Origin of the sequence: Acinetobacter sp. 1130196, from assembly GCF_000588095.1 — a bacterium.
GTDB classification, from domain to species: domain Bacteria; phylum Pseudomonadota; class Gammaproteobacteria; order Pseudomonadales; family Moraxellaceae; genus Acinetobacter; species Acinetobacter nosocomialis.
The window spans coordinates 42,881-60,682 of the sequence record NZ_JFWX01000023.1; the positions used below are offsets into that span (position 1 = coordinate 42,881).

Genomic DNA, 17,802 nt, shown 5'->3' on the forward strand with positions numbered 1-17,802 from the left:
ATAAAGTTGAGATCTGAGTTTATTAATGTCAAATTATTGAAAATAAGTATAAAAACTTATTCCAAAATTTGGAGTGTTAAGGCAGTATACAAACAATAAAAATAATGAAGCTTGTTTCTATTGTATACAGAAAATCTCGTTATTTTTACGCAGAAAATATGTGATTGGTATATATTATTGATCTTGACATTTTTGTTTACTATTTTACTTGTTTATTATCGTGCTATACACATCGTTGAAAAATTATATTCATAAAAATCAACACTATGTGTATTTATATTCGTTATGATCTAGGATTAGGTTTGAATGAAAAGTTTTAAAGTTGCCCTTGCTCAGTTTTCTCCGCATATTGGCAATATTGACTCAAACACCCAAAAGATGATTGAGCAAGCAAATCAGGCGAAAAAACAAGATGCTGACCTGATTATTTTTCCTGAGCTTTCTGTGATTGGTTATCCAGCTGAAGACTTATTGTTACGTCCAAATTTAAATAAACGTATGCAAAAGGCTTTTGCTCAACTTAGCGAAGTTAAAGATATTGTGATGGTTTTCGGCTTCGTAAACCAGACAGAAGATGGTCAACGTTATAATTCAGCTGCTGTCATGAAAGATGGCCAAGTTTTAGGTGTCTTCAATAAACACAACTTGCCAAACTATGGCGTTTTTGATGAAAAACGTTATTTCCAAAAAGGCCATCAGCACTTGGTATTTGAGTACTTAGGTCATAAGTTTGGTGTACTCATTTGTGAAGATATCTGGTCAATCAATACAGTAAAACAATTAAGCCAATTAAATGTTGATACTGTACTTGTGCTTAATTCATCGCCATATGAAGTGGGTAAACCACAGCATCGTAAACAGACATTAAGTGAGCTTGCAAAGCAGCTTCATTTAAACATTGTTTATGTCAACCAAGTCGGTGGACAAGATGATTTAATTTTTGATGGTACAAGTTTTGTCAGCAACCAAAATGGTGAAATTGCTTTACAAGCGCCAAGCTTTAAAGAAGACCTGTATATAGCTGAATTTGACCGCGATACAAAATTATATAAGGTCACCGAGTCTGCTCCTGCATTGGAAACTTTTGCAGAGATCTATCAAGGCTTAGTCATGGCAACACGTGACTATGTAGAGCGCTCAGGTTTTCCTGGAGTAATTTTAGGTCTTTCTGGCGGTATTGACTCTGCCCTTACGCTCGCTATTGCAGTTGATGCAATCGGTGCTGAAAGAGTTCAAGCTGTGATGATGCCTTATACCTACACCTCTCAAATTAGTGTAGAAGATGCAGCTGAACAAGCTCGCCGTATGGGCGTGACTTTCGGTATTGCCGAAATCCACTCAATCGTAAATAGCTTCATGCAAACTTTATATCCGTTCTTTGGTAATTCACCAGCCGATGCGACTGAAGAAAATTTACAAGCGCGCGCTCGTGGTACATTGCTTATGGGCTTATCTAACAAGTTTGGTAATTTAGTCCTTTCTACAGGTAATAAATCTGAACTTTCAGTCGGCTATTGCACACTTTATGGTGACATGGTGGGCGGCTTTGCTGTTCTCAAAGATGTTTATAAAACAATCGTGTTTGAATTAGCAAAATACCGTAATAGCTTAAGTGAAACTCCGGTTATTCCTGAGCGTGTGATTACTCGCCCACCTTCAGCAGAACTTCGTCCAGATCAAAAAGACCAAGATTCTTTACCAGCGTATGATGTATTGGATGCTATCCTTTATGCATACATTGAAGAAGATTTAGGTCAGGCAGACATTATTGCCAAAGGTTTCGATAAAGAAGTTGTTGAAAAAGTCATCCGTTTAGTTGATCGTAATGAATACAAACGTCGTCAAGGTGCGATTGGTCCGAGAATTACTTCTCGTGCATTTAGTCGCGAACGACGTTATCCGATTGTCAACGGTTGGACAGCAAATGACTGAGCAGAAAAACTCATCAAAAATCACAGCACTTGCTCAAGCACTTTTGCTTGAGCAGGTGGAATTTTTCAAAAAACAATTATCGATAGAAAACTCACCTATTTATTTCCAGCAGTTCATTCAACTGTTTATGCAACATGCTGACGAAATTAAACTTTATGAAGTTGTAGATTTAGAACAATTACAAGCCGTTGTGAAACGCTATGCTTTTGAAATGCAGCTGGGTGCAGGCTTACTTGAGTTTATTGGGGAAATTGCACAGCGTATTTATTTATCTGCCATGAAATCTCCAATTCAGCTACAAGACTTGGTATCCGATCACCAGTTTGAAATGTGGCTTTCCAAGTTTTTGGAAATGGAGCATATCCCTCAATATCTAAATGAGTTTTTAAGAACCAGCCCTTCTGTTCAACAACTTTGCCAATATATTGCTACTTCAACCTTAGAACAAAAATTACCAAAATTTTTAACTGCCACTACAGTGAATGACTACCATTTTGAATGGCAGCATAAACTTAAAAAATTCTCGTTTTTACAGCAACAACGTCTCGAGCACAAACTTGAAACTTGGATTGCTAGTTTTATTCATGAACAACTTACAGAATTAAGTCTTTTGTCGGCTGAAGATTTAGAAAGCTTAGTGCGTCATATCTGGGAAGATATTAGACATAAAAAAATGTATGAGTTTATGAAACAGCTCACTCCTCTTGATGTGGAAGAGTTCTTTGTCTTAATTTATGAATACTGGAAAGAATTACGTCAATCGCAATTTATGCAAGATCTTATTTTGTATGGCGTCGAAGTTTTTTATGATTTTTATAAAGACCAAAGTCTATTTGAAGTGTTAAGTGAGATTGGTTTAACCGAAACCGATTTACAAACTGAAGCTTTACGTTTTTATCCAAAGGTTATGGATGCCTTTAATGAGCACGGTATTTTGGAACCGTTACTTCAAGCGCTCTTAGCTCCTTTTTATCAAAGCTCAAAAACACTCGATATGATTGAAAAACATTTTAATGAGTAAAAAATAGATAAAAAGAAACCACGCAGGAGCGTGGTTTTTAAAATGGTGGCTATGACGAGACTTGAACTTGTGACCCCCGCATTATGAGTGCGGTGCTCTAACCAACTGAGCTACATAGCCGTAAACTGTGTGCGCATTATCTATAGTTCTGTATAGCAGGTCAATACTTCAAAACTCTTTATGCCCACCAAATGAACAAATATGATTCAGATCACCATTATTTGTTCATTTTTTAGCAAATTCTTACTTTAAGCAATTGATCGGCCACAGAAATATATTAAAGATCTAATACCAGTTTTTTGCCTTTTGCTCTTGATACACAAATCATCATGCTCTTTTGTGAAGCCTTTTCGGCATCACTTAAGTATTGATCGAAATGCTCTGCTTCACCTTCTAAGATAGCGGTTTCACATGTACCACAAACCCCTTCTCGGCATAGACATTCCACATCAATATTTAATGTCTCAATAGCTTGTAAAATAGTCTGGTTACTTTGTACTTCAATTTCCTGATTAGATTTGGCAAGTACCACCGTAAATGCTTCACCATCTTCTGGAACTGTTGAGGCAAATTGTTCCCAGTGAATGTATTCATCGCGGTAACGGTGCTTGTTACAACAATCAATCACCGCATCAATCATAGGTTTAGGTCCACATACATATACATGTGTGCCTTTTGGTTGCGATGAAATTAATTCGTCTAAGTTAAGCATGCTGCCTTCTGAATCAACATAACTAAATACGTGCTCTGGATGTTTTTGCTTTAATTCATCAAGTAAAGCCGCGTGTTCAGGTGAACGGTAAGCATAATGTAGCTCAAAGTCAGCACCACGTGCCGCAAGCTCATCCATTTGCGGTAAAAACGGTGTAATACCAATACCACCTGCAATTAAGATATGTTTAGTACCTGTTTCAGCTAGCGGGAATAAATTTTTTGGTTCTGATATCTGGATTTCACAGCCTTCATTGCACTGATCATGCATGAAAACTGATCCACCCTTACCTTCGACATCCTTACGAACACAGACTTGATAAGTTGATAAGTCTTGCGTACAGCCCATCAATGAGTAAGCATTGGAAAGTTGATCATTCATTTTGACAATAATATGGCTTCCCCCACTAAATCGAGGAAAGTTCTGCCCATCTTGACGTTTGAACGTAAACCGTTTGATTAAAGGGGTTAGCTGTTCCACACGAGTAACAACTGCTGGGAACATTTCATAATGACTAGCCATATTAGAATCCTTCTTTTACCGCATATTCTTGTTGTTAGGGCTTATCCTTAAAGCCCTAAACACATGTATTTAATAGTCATGAATTCTTCAAGACCATATTTTGAACCTTCACGTCCAACGCCTGATTGCTTCACACCACCAAATGGTACAACTTCATTTGAAATTGCTGTGGCATTCATACCGACCATTCCATATTCAAGCTGTTCCGACACTCGCCATAAACGTGAAATATTTTCGCTGTAAACATACGCAGCCAAGCCAAAAATAGTGTCATTTGCTTGAGCAACCACATCTGCTTCATCTGTAAAGCGAATGAGCGGCGCAACCGGACCAAAAATTTCTTCTTGGACAATTTCCATTGTACGGTCAACATTAGTTAAAACTGATGGTTCATAAAAGGTTTGTCCTAAAGCATGCTGCTTACCACCACATGCAATCTTAGCGCCTTTGCTCACTGCATCATCAATTAACTGCTGTGCTTTCAAAACTGCTTTTTCATTAATTAATGGGCCAATTTGTACGCCATCTTCCAAACCGTTACCGACTTTAATTTTTTGTACTTCTTGTACAAACTTCTCGGCAAAAGCTTGATAAATATTGTCATGTACATAAATGCGGTTAGCACAAACACAGGTCTGGCCTGCATTACGGAACTTGGCAAAAATCGCGCCTTGCACAGCTTTATCTAAATCGGCATCATCAAACACAATCAGAGGAGCATTTCCGCCCAACTCAAGTGCCAATTTTTTAATGGTGCTTGAACACTGCTGCATCAGTAAACGGCCCACTGGCGTTGAACCAGTAAAAGTTAACTTCTTTACTTTTTCATGTGAAGTAAATACCGAGCCAATTTCTTGAGATTTACCAGTAACAACATTAATCACACCAGCTGGTATACCCGCCTTTTCTGCAAGCTTTGCAATCGCTAATGCACAGTAAGGTGTTTCGTTGGCTGGCTTAATCACGACCGTACAACCCGCTGCTAAAGCTGGTGCTGCTTTACGGGTAATCATGGCAATTGGGAAATTCCACGGCGTAATCGCAGCCACGACACCCACAGGTTCTTTACTGATAATAAAACGCTGCTGGTTATTTACGGTTGGAATCACATCACCATAAATACGCTTGCCTTCTTCGGCAAACCATTGAATAAATGATGCAGCATAGCGAACCTCACCTTTTGCTTCTGCTAAAGGCTTGCCTTGCTCAATGGTCATGATTAAAGCAAGTTCATCGGTATGATCGAGAACCAGTTTATGCCAAGCCAACAAGATATCAGCACGATTTTGGGCAGTTAAAGCTTTCCAACTTTGTAAAGCCATATAGGCAGCTTCAACTGCTTGCGTTGCCTCTGCCGCTCCCATATTCGGAATTGTGCCAATTTCTTCGCCTGTAGCTGGGTTACTCACCGGAACAGTCGCATTCGACTGTGCAGCTAGCCATTGCCCATTAATATAGGCTTGTTGCTGAAATAGTTCAGTACTTTGTAAACTCGACATATCATCTTCCTAACTGAAGAATCAGGTGTAAGTGATCTTTACACCTGAATAAATCCATTTGTTTTATTTATGATGCTGCGCCACTAAATGTTGGAAGTAAGCAATACCATGCTCACTAATTCCTGAGCGTTGCTTATCAGTCATAATACGACCTTGGCCACGATATCCACGTGATTTCAAACCACGTTGCACACTTTCAACCAAGTTCAAATCTTCAGGACGGAATACATTGCGATACCATTCAATCAAATCTTTTTGATCTTGAGTCAGTTCTTCGTTAGTGAAGTAAATATCGTAATGCTGCAACGTCGTTTCTGCATCAACTGGAAACTCATAGATCACAGTCATGAAGTTGCTGCCCGGTGGTACGTTGAACATAGTACAAGGCCAAGTCCAGAACCCATGAAACTCAGGATCTGTTACTGATGGATCAAGCTTAAATGACTTCTCAGATGAACGCGCAAAGCCATATTGCAATGTCCAGTTTTGATGTGTGGTGTGCCAATATTTGTCGACTTGTACTGAGTCAGCAAAGCCCGGATGAGCAGGCCCACAGTGATAACATTCCAAGTAGTTATCGACAATAACTTTCCAGTTTGCTGGCGTTTCTGTTACAAAACGAGCCGCCAATTTCAAATCTTTAATTACACTACATGCTTGATTTAAACGCTCAGCAAAGCCTGGAAGCTGGTCTTCTACACAAGTCGCATTTTCATCCATATTAATGAAAACAAAGCCTGCATATTCCTCGACTTTTAAAGGAACCATACTTGAGTTTTCTTTATCGAAAGATTCAACATGGTCACAGTTACGTGCCAATGCCAAGCTACCGTCTAGCTTGAAAGTCCATGCATGATATGGGCAAGTAATGACATTTTTTGCTTTACCACTGCCACTTAAAAGCTCATGGCCTCGGTGTGGACACACATTATAAAACGCACGTAGAACACTATCTTTACCGCGAATGATGACAATATTTTCACCAATTACTTTACGGGTAATATAGTCATTTGGCTGAGCCAACTCACTGCCATGTGCAACACAAATCCAGCTTTTAGCAAAGATTGATTCTTTTTCATGCTCATAAACTTGAGATGAAGTATAGAAAACTTTAGGGAAAGTCCATGCAACATCTGGGTTTGCGCAAAAATCTTCAGGTAATTTTTCAACTGCACTCATGTTTTTACTCCATTAAATTCTTTTCGTCCAAATGACTCGATATTAAATTGATGTCTTTTCGGCACTGCTCAACATGCGACGTATTGCACTTAGCATGTTTTGATATAAATGTTGAACTTCCGGACAGTCACGCATCAGACGTAAACTGCCATGTAATAAACCTTTACCTAAATGAAACTCGTTAGGGATGCCTGCTTGTTCCAATTTTTGGGTAAAGAGATAACCGTCATCACTTAAAGGGTCATATTCTGCAACTGCCACAAAACTTGTAGGCATATCTGAAAAATCAATTGCCAATAAAGGTGCTAGACGTAAATCCTGCCACTCTTGTGAATTCGGTGCATATTCCTTTAAATAAAAATGCATATCTTCAGCCGTTAACAACGGCGCATGGGCGTGCTTTTGCACGGCTGGGGTATCAAATGCTGTCGTTAAACATGGATAAACCAATGCCAGCCCTTGAGCTTGCAAACCACTATGTTGTAGATCCACTGCAAGAGCGGCTGCTAAATTACCGCCTGTGCTATCACCTGCTAGAACGATACTTTCACCATCGATTTGCCAAGCTGAACCATGCTGTTTAATCCATTGATATACCGCTAAACAATCTTCAAAAGCTGCAGGAAAATGATGTTCTGGTGCTAAGCGGTAATCTACACCAATGACAATTGCATTTAAGTCCTGACATAAATAACTGGTAATAAACTCATGTGAATCGAGTCCACCGACCATCCAACCACCGCCATGTAAATACAACACACATGGCCAACCAGCTTTAGGTCGATTTGTTTTTGGTAAATACACACGAACAGGTACAGGATGCCCTGCATTTGCAACCACTCGGTCTTCTACTTCAATCTTGCCATCACGTGGCAAAGTGTAGTGTCGGCACATCGCGTCATATGCTGCACGAATTGAGTCAATATCTGCATCTGCTGGTGAATAAATGCTGCTCCAGTACACTAAGCTTTGCATTTCTTCACTTAAGACATAAGTAGTCTGTCCACGTGTCGTCATTACCGTTCCCTCTAGCTGGTTTTTCTATCCAGTTTGATTGAGCTTGCAAGCTCAAGCTGCATCCGTTTTGCATGTTCATCTTGAGACTGGTTTAAACCAATTTCCGCATCATCATAACCTTGTTGCTCAATTAAATGCGATGGGACTTTGGCATAATCCTGAATTAGCCATTTCACTAAGCCATAGGTTTGAATCAGAATAATCACGATGAATGGTAAAGCCGTCACAATAGTTGCCGTTTTCATGGTGTCTAACGGTGCTTTACTAAAAATCATGGCAATTGGAACTAAAGTCAGCATGACACACCAGAACAGACGAGCGTTTGGTGATGGGTCTTGTCCTTCACTTAAACCACGTGTACATGTTGCTGAAACCGCATATCCGACTGCATCCATATGCGCTGCCAAGAACACCACCATGATGCCGAGGAAAATCCACATCATTAATTTTCCGGCAGGTAACAGACTGAGCAATTGACCAATCGCAACCTCACCACCCTGTTGACTTAAGATTTGCGGTACATTGACAGCCCCATGAATAAAGCTATAAACGCTGTAGTTTTCAAACACACCAAAGATGAACCAAAGACCGACACTGCCGCCAATTACCATGGCAAAGATCACTTCTTTAATGGTACGACCTTTAGAAACACGCGTTACAAAGAGTGCCACACCCGGTGCATATGAAATCCACCATAACCAGTAGAAAACAGTCCATTCTCGAGTAAACTTGCCGTCACCCATTGGGTCGGTAAACAAACTCATATCGACAAAGTTGGTAGCCATTAACCCAAAACTCATTAATGAGTTATTCAAAATGAACTGAGTCGGACCAAAGCAAAGTACATAAATTGCAAATAACACTACACCCAAGCACACCATATGGCTTAAACGCTGCATGCCCTTGTCCATACCTACATAAGAACTTAGTGCGAACAGAACTGAAACTGCCAAAATAATGATGACCTTGGTCATAAAGGTATTTGGTATGCCTGTGAGCTGAGACAAAATATTGGTAAATGTTACGGCAGTGAGTACCAATGAAATCGTCAATGCACCAAACATGCAAAGCAAGAACATTAAGTCGACTAAACGACCAACCACGCCGGTTGATTTAAAGCCTGTCACAGCCTCAATCACTGAAGCTAAACTTAAACCTTTGTTTTTTCTCACATGATAGCTGTAGCATAAAGAAATTGATGCCAAAGCATAAATTGCCCAAGCACTTAAACCAGAGTGAAAAAACGAGTAAGCCACGCTATATTTCAATGCTTCTGCTGACTCAGGCGGTAGGCTCAAACCCGGAGTTTGATAATAGTAGGCCCAGTCCAAAAAGCCCCAGTACAGTGTGGAAGACCCAATACCCGACAAGATGAACATAAATATCCATGACATTGTGCTGTATTGAGGTTTTCCTTCTCCAAGCTTAATTTTTCCGTATTTACTAAAGGCAAGACCAAAAGTAAAAATGATGGCTAAAAAAGCAAACAGTAATACTGGGGTTGTAAATACCGATGTCGTCCACTGCATCCACGTTGCAGCAATCTTGATCGATTCTTGCGAATAAATCGCCAAACCAGCAACTGAAATAAATACAAACAGTAAGCTGGTTACGGCAAGAACTTTATCCGTATAAATTTTTGTGTTTTGATTATCCATATCCATACATCCATTTTTGGATGGCGTTATTCCATAGCGAATACGTCCATTTTAGTTTGGGCTACACATGATGCAATTGCATCTCCTACCTCATAAGTTTTCGCCTGACCACCGATATCCGCTGTTTTTGGTCCATTAATTAAGACATTCTCAATCGCGTGCATAATATCCTGACCTGCTTGGATACAACGTTCGTCTTCTTCACCAAAGAATTCGAACATCATGGCACCCGACCAAATCGCAGCGATTGGGTTGGCAATTTGTTTACCGTAAATATCTGGTGCTGAACCATGTACAGGTTCAAACAGTGATGGGAATTTTCTTTCTGGGTTTAAATTTGCTGAAGCAGCCAAACCAATGGTTCCCGTACATGCAGGACCTAAATCGGAAAGAATGTCGCCAAATAAATTCGATGCCACAACCACATCAAAACGCTCAGGTTGCAACACAAAACGAGCCGCCAAAATATCAACATGCTGTTTATCAGCTTGAATTTGTGGATATTGTTTTGCCATCGCATCAACGCGCTCATCCCAGTACGGCATGCTGACAGCAATACCATTTGATTTAGTCGCTGCAGTAATTTTTTTCGCATCACGTTGATTTGCAAATTCAAATGCATAACGCAAAATGCGATCTACACCATGACGTGTAAATACAGCCTCTTGTAAAACAAACTCTCGGTCTGTTCCTTCAAAAGCTTTGCCACCAATGGCTGAGTACTCACCTTCACTGTTTTCACGAACCACATAAAAATCGATGTCGCCCGGTTTTTTACCTACCAATGGACATTTCACACCTGGCATTAAGCGCACTGGACGTAAATTCACATATTGGTCAAAACCACGACGGAACTGGAGCAGCGAACCCCAAAGCGAGATATGGTCAGGCACTTTATCTGGCCAGCCTACAGCGCCAAAATAAATTGCATCGTAGCCCTGCAAAGTTTCAAACCAGTCATCCGGCATCATTTTGCCGTGCTCAAGGTAATAATCGCAGCTTGCCCAATCGAAAGCATCTAACTGAAGCTCAATGCCATGCTTCTCTGCTGCTGCCTTTACAACCTTAATGCCTTCTGGTAGAACTTCTAAACCAATGCCATCGCCTGCAATCGTGGCAACTTTATATCTTTTTGCCATAAGCTTCCTTCACACCTTCGACTAATATCCTTGTATGGCTTAAACATGATGTTTTAAGCAAAAATGATCAACAACGGAACTATCAATCCAATGGACACGGATCGTGAATAATCTACCTAACCTATCGGATTTAAAGGTTTTTTGCACAGTCGCCAAACTAAAAAGTTTTGTCGAATCTGCTGAGGAACTTGGGACATCGCCAGCTTTTATTAGCAAGCGAATTAATATTTTAGAAAACACGTTAAGCTGCAAACTTTTTCATCGCAGTACGCGTCACGTTAGCCTGACAGAAGATGGCAAACTCATTCTTGAGAGAGTTTCAAATATTCTTGAGGAATTTGATGAAGTTTGTGAACTGGTCAATAACCCGCTCAGTACGCCTACGGGTCGTATGGATATTATTAGTAGCTTTGGTTTTGGCAGGAAACATATCGCACCAATTTTGTCTAAATTAATGATGCTTTATCCAAAGCTTCAAATACATTTTGACACCATCGACAATACCAAGGACTTGATTCAACACAGTATTGATTTAGACATCAGAATTGGTAATGAAATTGCACCCAATATGATTGCGAAGAAGTTAGCTTCTAATTTTCGAATTTTATGTGCAGCACCTAGCTATTTACTTAAACACGGCGTACCAGACAGTATTGAAGATTTGCAAACACATGACTGTTTAACGATTAGTGAACGTGATCAATCATCTGTACTATGGAAATTTAGACATGCTTCTGAAGATGTTTCAGTGCATATCAAACCACGTTTTGTTTCTAATAACGGCGAGATTATTCATCAGCTTGCCATAGAAGGTCACGGTATTATTTTCCGTTCGATTTGGGATGTTGCAGACGAACTGATTACTGGCCAACTTCAGCATATTTTGCCTGAATATTGGCAAGACGCAGATGTTTGGGCAGTTTATCCATCCCGTCTGAAAAGCTCGTCCAAACTGCAAACCTGTATTTTGTTTATTCAAAATGAATTACTTAATCGTTTACAGCATGTACAAAACCTAAATCGGGGACAACTCATTTCACCAGCCGTCAAACGAGAACCACCACCTGAAAAAGTCTTTCTATAAAAAAAGCCCTAAGTGAGCCTATTCACTTAGGGCAATCGTTCGCTTTTAAATTTTAGAAATAATATCCAATTGAAAGATAAAACAGTTTATCCCAGTCATTACTGCTACCTTGTGCAAGGCCATTTGCCCCACCACCTACCATTGGGTCATTTTTACTCATAATATATTCGCCCTGAATACCAATGGCTTTGTAATTAAAATAAACGCCTGCAATTAAACGCTCAGAGTCTTTATAGCCATCCTCATCTTTGAAAAAGCGACTATGAGAAATATAAGGCTTAATATTGGTAAGTTGATGAAATGGCTGAGCAAAGGTGTAATTAATTTCATTAACCAAATACTTACCCTTATTCGCTACTTGATATGGATAGTCGAAAGCACCAATAGTTGAACTATTTGGAAATAAATCATCTCCATTCGTGACATCTTGCTTACCTGCTAAGAACATCCATTGCCAAGCTTGGTATTGTGTTTGAGCAAACACATTCCATGACTTACGATGTCCATCTATGTTTGTTCTTTTATTTTCTAAATCAGAATACCAAAACGAACCACCCAATTCTGTTGAAAAATTTTGAGCTTTATCAATTTCAAATTTTCTAGATGCGCGGCCAATCCACATATTTTTTTCTTCAATATTAGTGCCATTGGACAAGTCATCAGCTTCAACAAAATTACCACTATATCGGCTTTAGTCCTTTGAAGTACCCTTATAATTTCCACCATCAGATGGATAAAAACCTAAGGTCAAATTATATTTATCATCTGCAAATTTATATTTAATTCCTAAATTATCAATATCTTCTAAACCGACGGTATTTAAAAGTGTCTCGTAATAACTGCTGCCCCAAAATTCTCCAAAGCCAAAATCAACAGGTTGTAAACCTACTGTAACTCTTTGTTGATCAGACAGTTTATAACCTGCCCATGCTTTTTTTAGAAAAATTGCATCACACAGGCGATTATATTGGTAACAACGAGCATCTAAGCCCGCAATCCAATCTGGATTTTCGTAACCCAACACTAATTTAATATCTGTGAGTCGCCAGTCATCATTTTGAGAGCCTTCATTAGCCTCAACCACATAGTCCTTATGTAAATAACGGGAACGTACCGCACCAGACACTTTAAATTGACCCGAATCTAAAGTTGGATCACCCCAACTCAAATCAGCCGCAGAGACTTGTGCTCCAGCAGTTAAGCTTAGAATTCCTAAAAATAATAATGACCTTTTCATGTCTTCAACATCCTTGTTAAGTGTTATAAGAACATGAAGAAATTGGGTTAGACAAACAATGCCAGAACTATAAAGTCGGTCTTTACAAACTGTGTTTAATCAAAAAATAAGCATAAAAAAAGACCACGCAGGAGCGTGGTCTGTAAAATGGTGGCTATGACGAGACTTGAACTTGTGACCCCCGCATTATGAGTGCGGTGCTCTAACCAACTGAGCTACATAGCCGTAAACTGTGCGCGCATTATCTTAGCTTCTTTACCGCGCGTCAAGAAAAATTTTAAATAAAATGAGGTGAAGTGAGCCTATAAGCCGGGTTCTGTCGAGGATGGTCATTCCTCTAGGCGTACAATCACTCATACGCTCAAGCGACCTACCCGAATCCAGTACGGGCCGCACCTAGGATTCCTATTTGGTCTTGCTTCTGGTGGGGTTTGCCATGCCGTGAACTGTTACCAGACACGCGGTGCGCTCTTACCGCACCCTTTCACCCTTACCTCACGAATGAGGCGGTCTACTCTCTGCTGCACTTTCCGTCGGCTTTCACCGCCCAGGCGTTACCTGGCACCCTGCCCTATGAAGCCCGGACTTTCCTCTCCTGCTTCAGTCACGGAGACCTCCACAGCAGCGACCATCCGGCTCACTTCGAGGGCGCATATTAACAAATTTATTCACTAATTGCTTGTGCTTTTTTGAGCAATTAATCTTTTATATTTGTCTAATAGCTGTTCTTCCGTTTCCTCATGCTGCGGATCTTTAGGAATACAGTCGACTGGACAAAATAATTGACATTGTGGCTGATCATGGTGACCAACGCACTCGGTACATAAATCTGGATTAATTTCATAAATCACTTCACCCATAAAAATAGCTTCATTTGGGCAAACTGGTTCACAAACATCACAGTTTATGCACTCATCGGTGATATATAACGACACTTTACCAACCTTGTTGATGTTTACGTTCAAAAGCTTCAACCACAGCTTGCGGAACAAACTTGGTTACATCACCTTTTAAGCGTGCAATTTCTCGAATCAACGTCGAAGAAATAAAAGAATACTGTTCGGAAGGTGTTAAAAACACGGCTTCAAAATGTGGGTCCAACTGGCGATTCATATTAGCCAATTGAAACTCATATTCAAAATCAGATACTGCTCTTAAACCGCGAAGTACTGCTGTAGCCTTTTGTTCTTTGAAAAAATTAACCAATAAACCATCAAAACCTACAAATTCAACATTTGATAGATGGCCTAATGATGACTGTGCCAGTGCAACTCTCTCTTCTAGACTGAACAAAGGATTTTTATGATGTCCAATTGCAATCGCTACTACGACCTCATCAAACATTCTTGATGCTCTAGTAACTAAATCAACGTGCCCATTTGTGATAGGGTCAAATGTTCCAGGATAAATTACACGCGTTTTAGACATCCGCTAGTACTCTAATTGTATTGTGCACCTATTTTAGCAAAAGTTATACATGAGGCGAAATATTGATATGTGGGAAAAAACTTCACCTTGGCATCAGTTTACGGCACAATAGGGGCAATTGTGGAAGTTTGAATTATGGCGAAAGCAACAGTAGTAAAGAATAATAAGTGTCGATGTTTATTTTAATTCTCTATAGTTCCTTTTTTAAAGCTAAGTTTTTGAATTATAAAAGTTGTTGTTCTTATTAGTTCCTTTTAGTTTGTTTACATCCTCGAAAAAAACGGGTAATAATGCGGGTAACAAACTACTTACCCTTACCTCATGGCCTCTGCAAAACTTTCTGATCTTAAAATTAAAGCACTGAAACCTAAAGAAAAAGTCTACAGAATATTAGATGCAGATAGACTTTACATAGAAGTTCGCCCTTCAGGAGCTAAAGTTTGGCGGTTTAAGTTTGTTTTTAATGGTAAAGAATCTTCTATGAGTCTTGGCGAATACCCAGCTATTACTTTGGCAGACGCTAGAATCTTAAAGGATGAAATGCGAGCAAAATTAGCCAAAGGCATACACCCAGTAGAAGATAGACAAAATAATAAGGCCAAGGCATTAGAAGAAGGAAAAAATACATTCAACGCTATTGCAGCCGAATTTAAAGAAAAACGTATGACGTTGAAGTCTGAAATTTATCAAGAGAAGTTCGATACTGCTTTAGAAAAAGATATATGCCCAGTTATTGGCAAAAAAAATATTAAAGATGTGACTGCGGCTGACGTATTGAAGATTTTAAATAATACGATTAATCGTGTTACTAAAGAAACCAATGGAAAAATGACGGGTGAATCTGCTGCTTTACAAAATCGAAGATTCATTGGTGCTGTAACCCGTTATGCAATTGCCACATTGCGACTAGAGAATGACCCGACTTATGCTGTACGCGATGTTATCAAGCGACCTCGTGTAAAACATGCAAGAGCCTTAACTAAAGAAGAAAGAAAAAAGGCAAGAACTCAATTGCCTAAATACAATGGAACAGAGACTGTTAAGAATGCTGGCTTCATTCTCTTATATACAATGCTTCGGGCAATTGAAATTAGAAAAATGCAATGGAAATGGGTCGAATTTGATACACGACTTATTAGATTTCCAGAAGAGGCAATGAAAAAATCCAGAATCCATATTCTCCCTATATCTGACCAAGTATATGAAGTACTTAAGCGTCAATATACAATCTCTGGTGATAGCGAATTAGTTTTCCCTGCTATTTTCAGTAAGAAAAATGATGGCATGTTAGCTAAAGAAACGCTTAACAGTATGCTTGAATATATTGGCTTAAAAGGCGTGACCACTCATGATTTTAGGGCTACAGCTTCTACCCTACTATATGAAAAGGGCTATGAGGAAGCTTGGGTAGAAAAACAGCTTGCTCATGCTGAATCTAACAAGACAAAAGCATCGTACGACCATTCGCAGCACTTAGAGGCTAGACGAAAAATGATGCAAGACTGGGCAGATATTGTAGATAGCTGGAAAGACTAATAATTTTGCTTCTTATCAAAGGTCCATCTTTTGCCATTGTAAGACACAGTGCCATCTAAATTAATTGGCAACTCTTTTAATGAATAGTCATAGATTTTAAGAACATTCCCGTACTTATCTAAATCAGCGGGTAGATTGCAAGTATTCTCCATTCTGCCCGCTTCCGAAACCATGATCATGACTTGCGACATCACAAAGCTCTCACACAAATCGAGACATTCACATTACTATTAATTGTGTGAGCTGTGCAACCTGAGAAGATTAAACACAGCAATGTGATGATAGATGCAACTTTGGTACGTTTGCACATATAAGTTACTTCTTTAAAAAGAGTGCTCGCTCTGCTTCTCGACGACGAACTAAACCGGGTAAAACCTTACCACCTGCCTTTTTCCATGCAAGGAACTGATCAGCAGCACCTTGATAGTCACCTTTATTCAGTTTTTTTAATAAGGTTGAATTATTAAAAGCACCTGAGCCGATGTTATAAGTCAGCGATACCAAAGCATCAAACTGATTTTGAGTTAAAGGCACAGTGACCGATTCATTTACAGTCTTTTCAAATTTAGCTAAGTCGTGTTTAAAGTAAGTCTTAGCTTGTTCTGCTGTACAAGCATCGCCCTTCTTAACCTTCACGCCATTTGGGTAAACTGTAGTTCCTGTGCCAATAGTCCAAACCCCTACACCATCGTCATAAGCTGTGAATCGTGTGCCTTCAAATCCTGAGATTAAATCTACACCAACATCACTTGTAGTTTTCCCACCTGGTGCAAGTTTTTCGACCACTTTATTTAGATCGTCTACTTGTGCTTGAGTGAGTTTACCACCTGCAATGACACGGGCAGCGTCGAAGAATGGTTTAGTTGTCATTGGATTCACCTTTCTTTTTCTCTAATTCAGAGCTACCAAAATAAAAGCCACATGCAGTTGTCATAGCCCCAGCAATGAAGCCCAATGCCGTATTAATCAGATTGCTGTTTTCTCGCGGCATATCCACAAAAAATAAAGCAATCACTAAAACAAACATCAGTCCCACTAATGCGAAAGCTAGATAAGCTCTTGTATTTTCACTGTTCATCTTTTTGCTTCCTCCAACCGTGATACTTTCTCTTTAATTAAAGACTGGTCTTGGCTTAATTGAATAATTGAAGATCCAACCCACGCACACAATGAAAATACGATGCCTGCAAATATTCCCAGCAATACACGCAGCACAGAAATTCCACCATCTTGCGAAGCTGTACGGTTTTCTAAATTGGCAACTTTTATATCAAGAGTATCGATATCTTTTTTGTTCTGTTCGCTAGTTTCCTTATGTGCTTCATTAATGAAAGTCAGTCGAGTAACATGATCTGACAACATGCGAATATCACTTTGAATGGAGTCGATTTTCTTTTCAAATCTCAACCCGTATGATTCATTTTCAGTCATGCCTTCCCCCTTTCGTTTAGGCAATAAAAAAGCACCCGAATTAGGTGCTATAAAATGTCTCGTTAATATTAAAAACTGATCTTATCTACTTCAGCTTTCGTTTTAGCCAGCGCAATACTCTCTCTAGCTTTTCTGCTTCTTGCATGACACATAGATACATGCTCTGCCAATGCTTGTCTTAACTTTTTTAATTCCTCCCCTGATAATGTGATAACGGTATTGTTGAATAATGTCCATTCAACCTCTACGCCTAATGCACTTGCTGCAATAATGCGGCTCTGAGACTTTTCATCTGAATCAAATTTATATCCATTAAATGAAAAACCACCGAATTCGGTGGTTTCTCTAATTTGTTTTATCTCAAGCCATTTATGCTCCTTAACCTGATCTAGAGTTCGAGGATCTAC

Annotated in this window: 17 protein-coding genes, 2 tRNA genes, 1 other RNA gene and 1 pseudogene; 4 read left to right on the top strand and 17 right to left on the bottom strand. The window is 39.4% G+C overall.

Annotated features, from left to right (window positions below):
* Nucleotides 1-306: 306 nt before the first annotated feature.
* Entirely contained in the window at nt 307-1,932 is a 1,626-nt protein-coding gene (locus J671_RS16470) for an NAD+ synthase (RefSeq protein ID WP_004710259.1), read from the top strand.
* Nucleotides 1,925-2,953, top strand: a complete 1,029-nt coding sequence (locus J671_RS16475; RefSeq protein ID WP_004888392.1) for a hypothetical protein — start codon at nt 1,925-1,927, stop codon at nt 2,951-2,953. Before J671_RS16470 ends, J671_RS16475 begins: the two co-directional genes overlap by 8 nt.
* 43 nt (nt 2,954-2,996) lie before the next feature.
* On the opposite strand, the gene J671_RS16480 is transcribed toward J671_RS16475, so the two are convergent.
* The 7 genes from J671_RS16480 to J671_RS16510 form a co-directional block, all read right to left on the bottom strand.
* Nucleotides 2,997-3,073: transfer RNA gene (locus tag J671_RS16480), tRNA-Met, on the bottom strand.
* Nucleotides 3,074-3,230: 157 nt separating this feature from the next.
* Nucleotides 3,231-4,187 carry a carnitine monooxygenase, reductase subunit CntB gene (cntB, locus tag J671_RS16485; protein ID WP_004888393.1) on the bottom strand — a complete coding sequence of 319 codons (957 nt, stop codon included), beginning with the start codon at nt 4,185-4,187 and terminating at the stop codon, nt 3,231-3,233.
* Nucleotides 4,188-4,234: 47 nt separating this feature from the next.
* Nucleotides 4,235-5,686 (bottom strand): NAD-dependent succinate-semialdehyde dehydrogenase, encoded by a 1,452-nt coding sequence (locus J671_RS16490; protein ID WP_004888394.1) that lies wholly within the window; start codon nt 5,684-5,686, stop codon nt 4,235-4,237.
* Between the two features lie 63 nt (nt 5,687-5,749).
* Nucleotides 5,750-6,865 (bottom strand): carnitine monooxygenase subunit alpha, encoded by a 1,116-nt coding sequence (cntA, locus tag J671_RS16495; RefSeq protein WP_004710265.1) that lies wholly within the window; start codon nt 6,863-6,865, stop codon nt 5,750-5,752.
* A 42-nt stretch (nt 6,866-6,907) separates the two neighbouring features.
* Entirely contained in the window at nt 6,908-7,882 is a 975-nt protein-coding gene (locus J671_RS16500; protein WP_004888395.1) for an alpha/beta hydrolase, read from the bottom strand.
* A gap of 11 nt (nt 7,883-7,893) precedes the next feature.
* Entirely contained in the window at nt 7,894-9,546 is a 1,653-nt protein-coding gene (locus J671_RS16505; protein ID WP_006581588.1) for a BCCT family carnitine transporter, read from the bottom strand.
* A 20-nt stretch (nt 9,547-9,566) separates the two neighbouring features.
* Entirely contained in the window at nt 9,567-10,679 is a 1,113-nt protein-coding gene (locus J671_RS16510) for a tartrate dehydrogenase (RefSeq protein WP_004710273.1), read from the bottom strand.
* Between the two features lie 103 nt (nt 10,680-10,782).
* Between J671_RS16510 and J671_RS16515 the strand changes: the two genes are divergently transcribed.
* Nucleotides 10,783-11,763 (top strand): LysR family transcriptional regulator, encoded by a 981-nt coding sequence (locus J671_RS16515; RefSeq protein ID WP_004710275.1) that lies wholly within the window; start codon nt 10,783-10,785, stop codon nt 11,761-11,763.
* 52 nt (nt 11,764-11,815) lie between these two features.
* Here J671_RS16515 and J671_RS26070 read toward each other — a convergent pair.
* From J671_RS26070 to coaD, 5 genes and pseudogenes are all read right to left on the bottom strand, one after another.
* Nucleotides 11,816-13,000 (bottom strand): annotated as a pseudogene (locus J671_RS26070) (porin).
* A 148-nt stretch (nt 13,001-13,148) separates the two neighbouring features.
* A tRNA-Met gene (locus J671_RS16530) sits at nt 13,149-13,225 on the bottom strand.
* Between the two features lie 64 nt (nt 13,226-13,289).
* Nucleotides 13,290-13,644, bottom strand: an RNA gene (gene rnpB / locus J671_RS16565) — RNase P RNA component class A.
* Between the two features lie 27 nt (nt 13,645-13,671).
* Nucleotides 13,672-13,935, bottom strand: coding sequence for a YfhL family 4Fe-4S dicluster ferredoxin (locus J671_RS0104695; RefSeq protein WP_001979799.1), 264 nt, complete (start codon nt 13,933-13,935; stop codon nt 13,672-13,674).
* A 1-nt stretch (nt 13,936) separates the two neighbouring features.
* Nucleotides 13,937-14,428: a pantetheine-phosphate adenylyltransferase gene (gene coaD / locus J671_RS16535; RefSeq protein WP_000047853.1), complete on the bottom strand. Its 492-nt coding sequence runs from the start codon at nt 14,426-14,428 to the stop codon at nt 13,937-13,939.
* Between the two features lie 321 nt (nt 14,429-14,749).
* Here coaD and J671_RS16540 point away from each other — a divergent pair, with 321 nt between their 5' ends.
* Nucleotides 14,750-15,964, top strand: a complete 1,215-nt coding sequence (locus tag J671_RS16540) for a tyrosine-type recombinase/integrase (protein ID WP_017725138.1) — start codon at nt 14,750-14,752, stop codon at nt 15,962-15,964.
* Here the strand turns inward: J671_RS16540 and J671_RS26170 are convergent.
* The 5 genes from J671_RS26170 to J671_RS16560 all read right to left on the bottom strand — a co-directional run.
* Nucleotides 15,961-16,155, bottom strand: a complete 195-nt coding sequence (locus tag J671_RS26170; protein WP_031982913.1) for a hypothetical protein — start codon at nt 16,153-16,155, stop codon at nt 15,961-15,963. The genes J671_RS16540 and J671_RS26170 overlap by 4 nt on opposite strands.
* Before the next feature lie 124 nt (nt 16,156-16,279).
* Nucleotides 16,280-16,834: a lysozyme gene (locus J671_RS16545; RefSeq protein ID WP_031982915.1), complete on the bottom strand. Its 555-nt coding sequence runs from the start codon at nt 16,832-16,834 to the stop codon at nt 16,280-16,282.
* A complete protein-coding gene (locus J671_RS16550) occupies nt 16,824-17,042 on the bottom strand; it encodes a hypothetical protein (protein ID WP_001083663.1) in 219 nt (72 codons plus the stop codon). Before J671_RS16550 ends, J671_RS16545 begins: the two co-directional genes overlap by 11 nt.
* Nucleotides 17,039-17,395 (bottom strand): hypothetical protein, encoded by a 357-nt coding sequence (locus J671_RS16555; RefSeq protein ID WP_031982916.1) that lies wholly within the window; start codon nt 17,393-17,395, stop codon nt 17,039-17,041. The genes J671_RS16550 and J671_RS16555 overlap by 4 nt, the downstream gene beginning before the upstream one ends.
* 68 nt (nt 17,396-17,463) lie before the next feature.
* The coding region (locus J671_RS16560; RefSeq protein ID WP_031982644.1) for a DUF4376 domain-containing protein at nt 17,464-17,802 on the bottom strand (339 nt) is incomplete at its 5' end.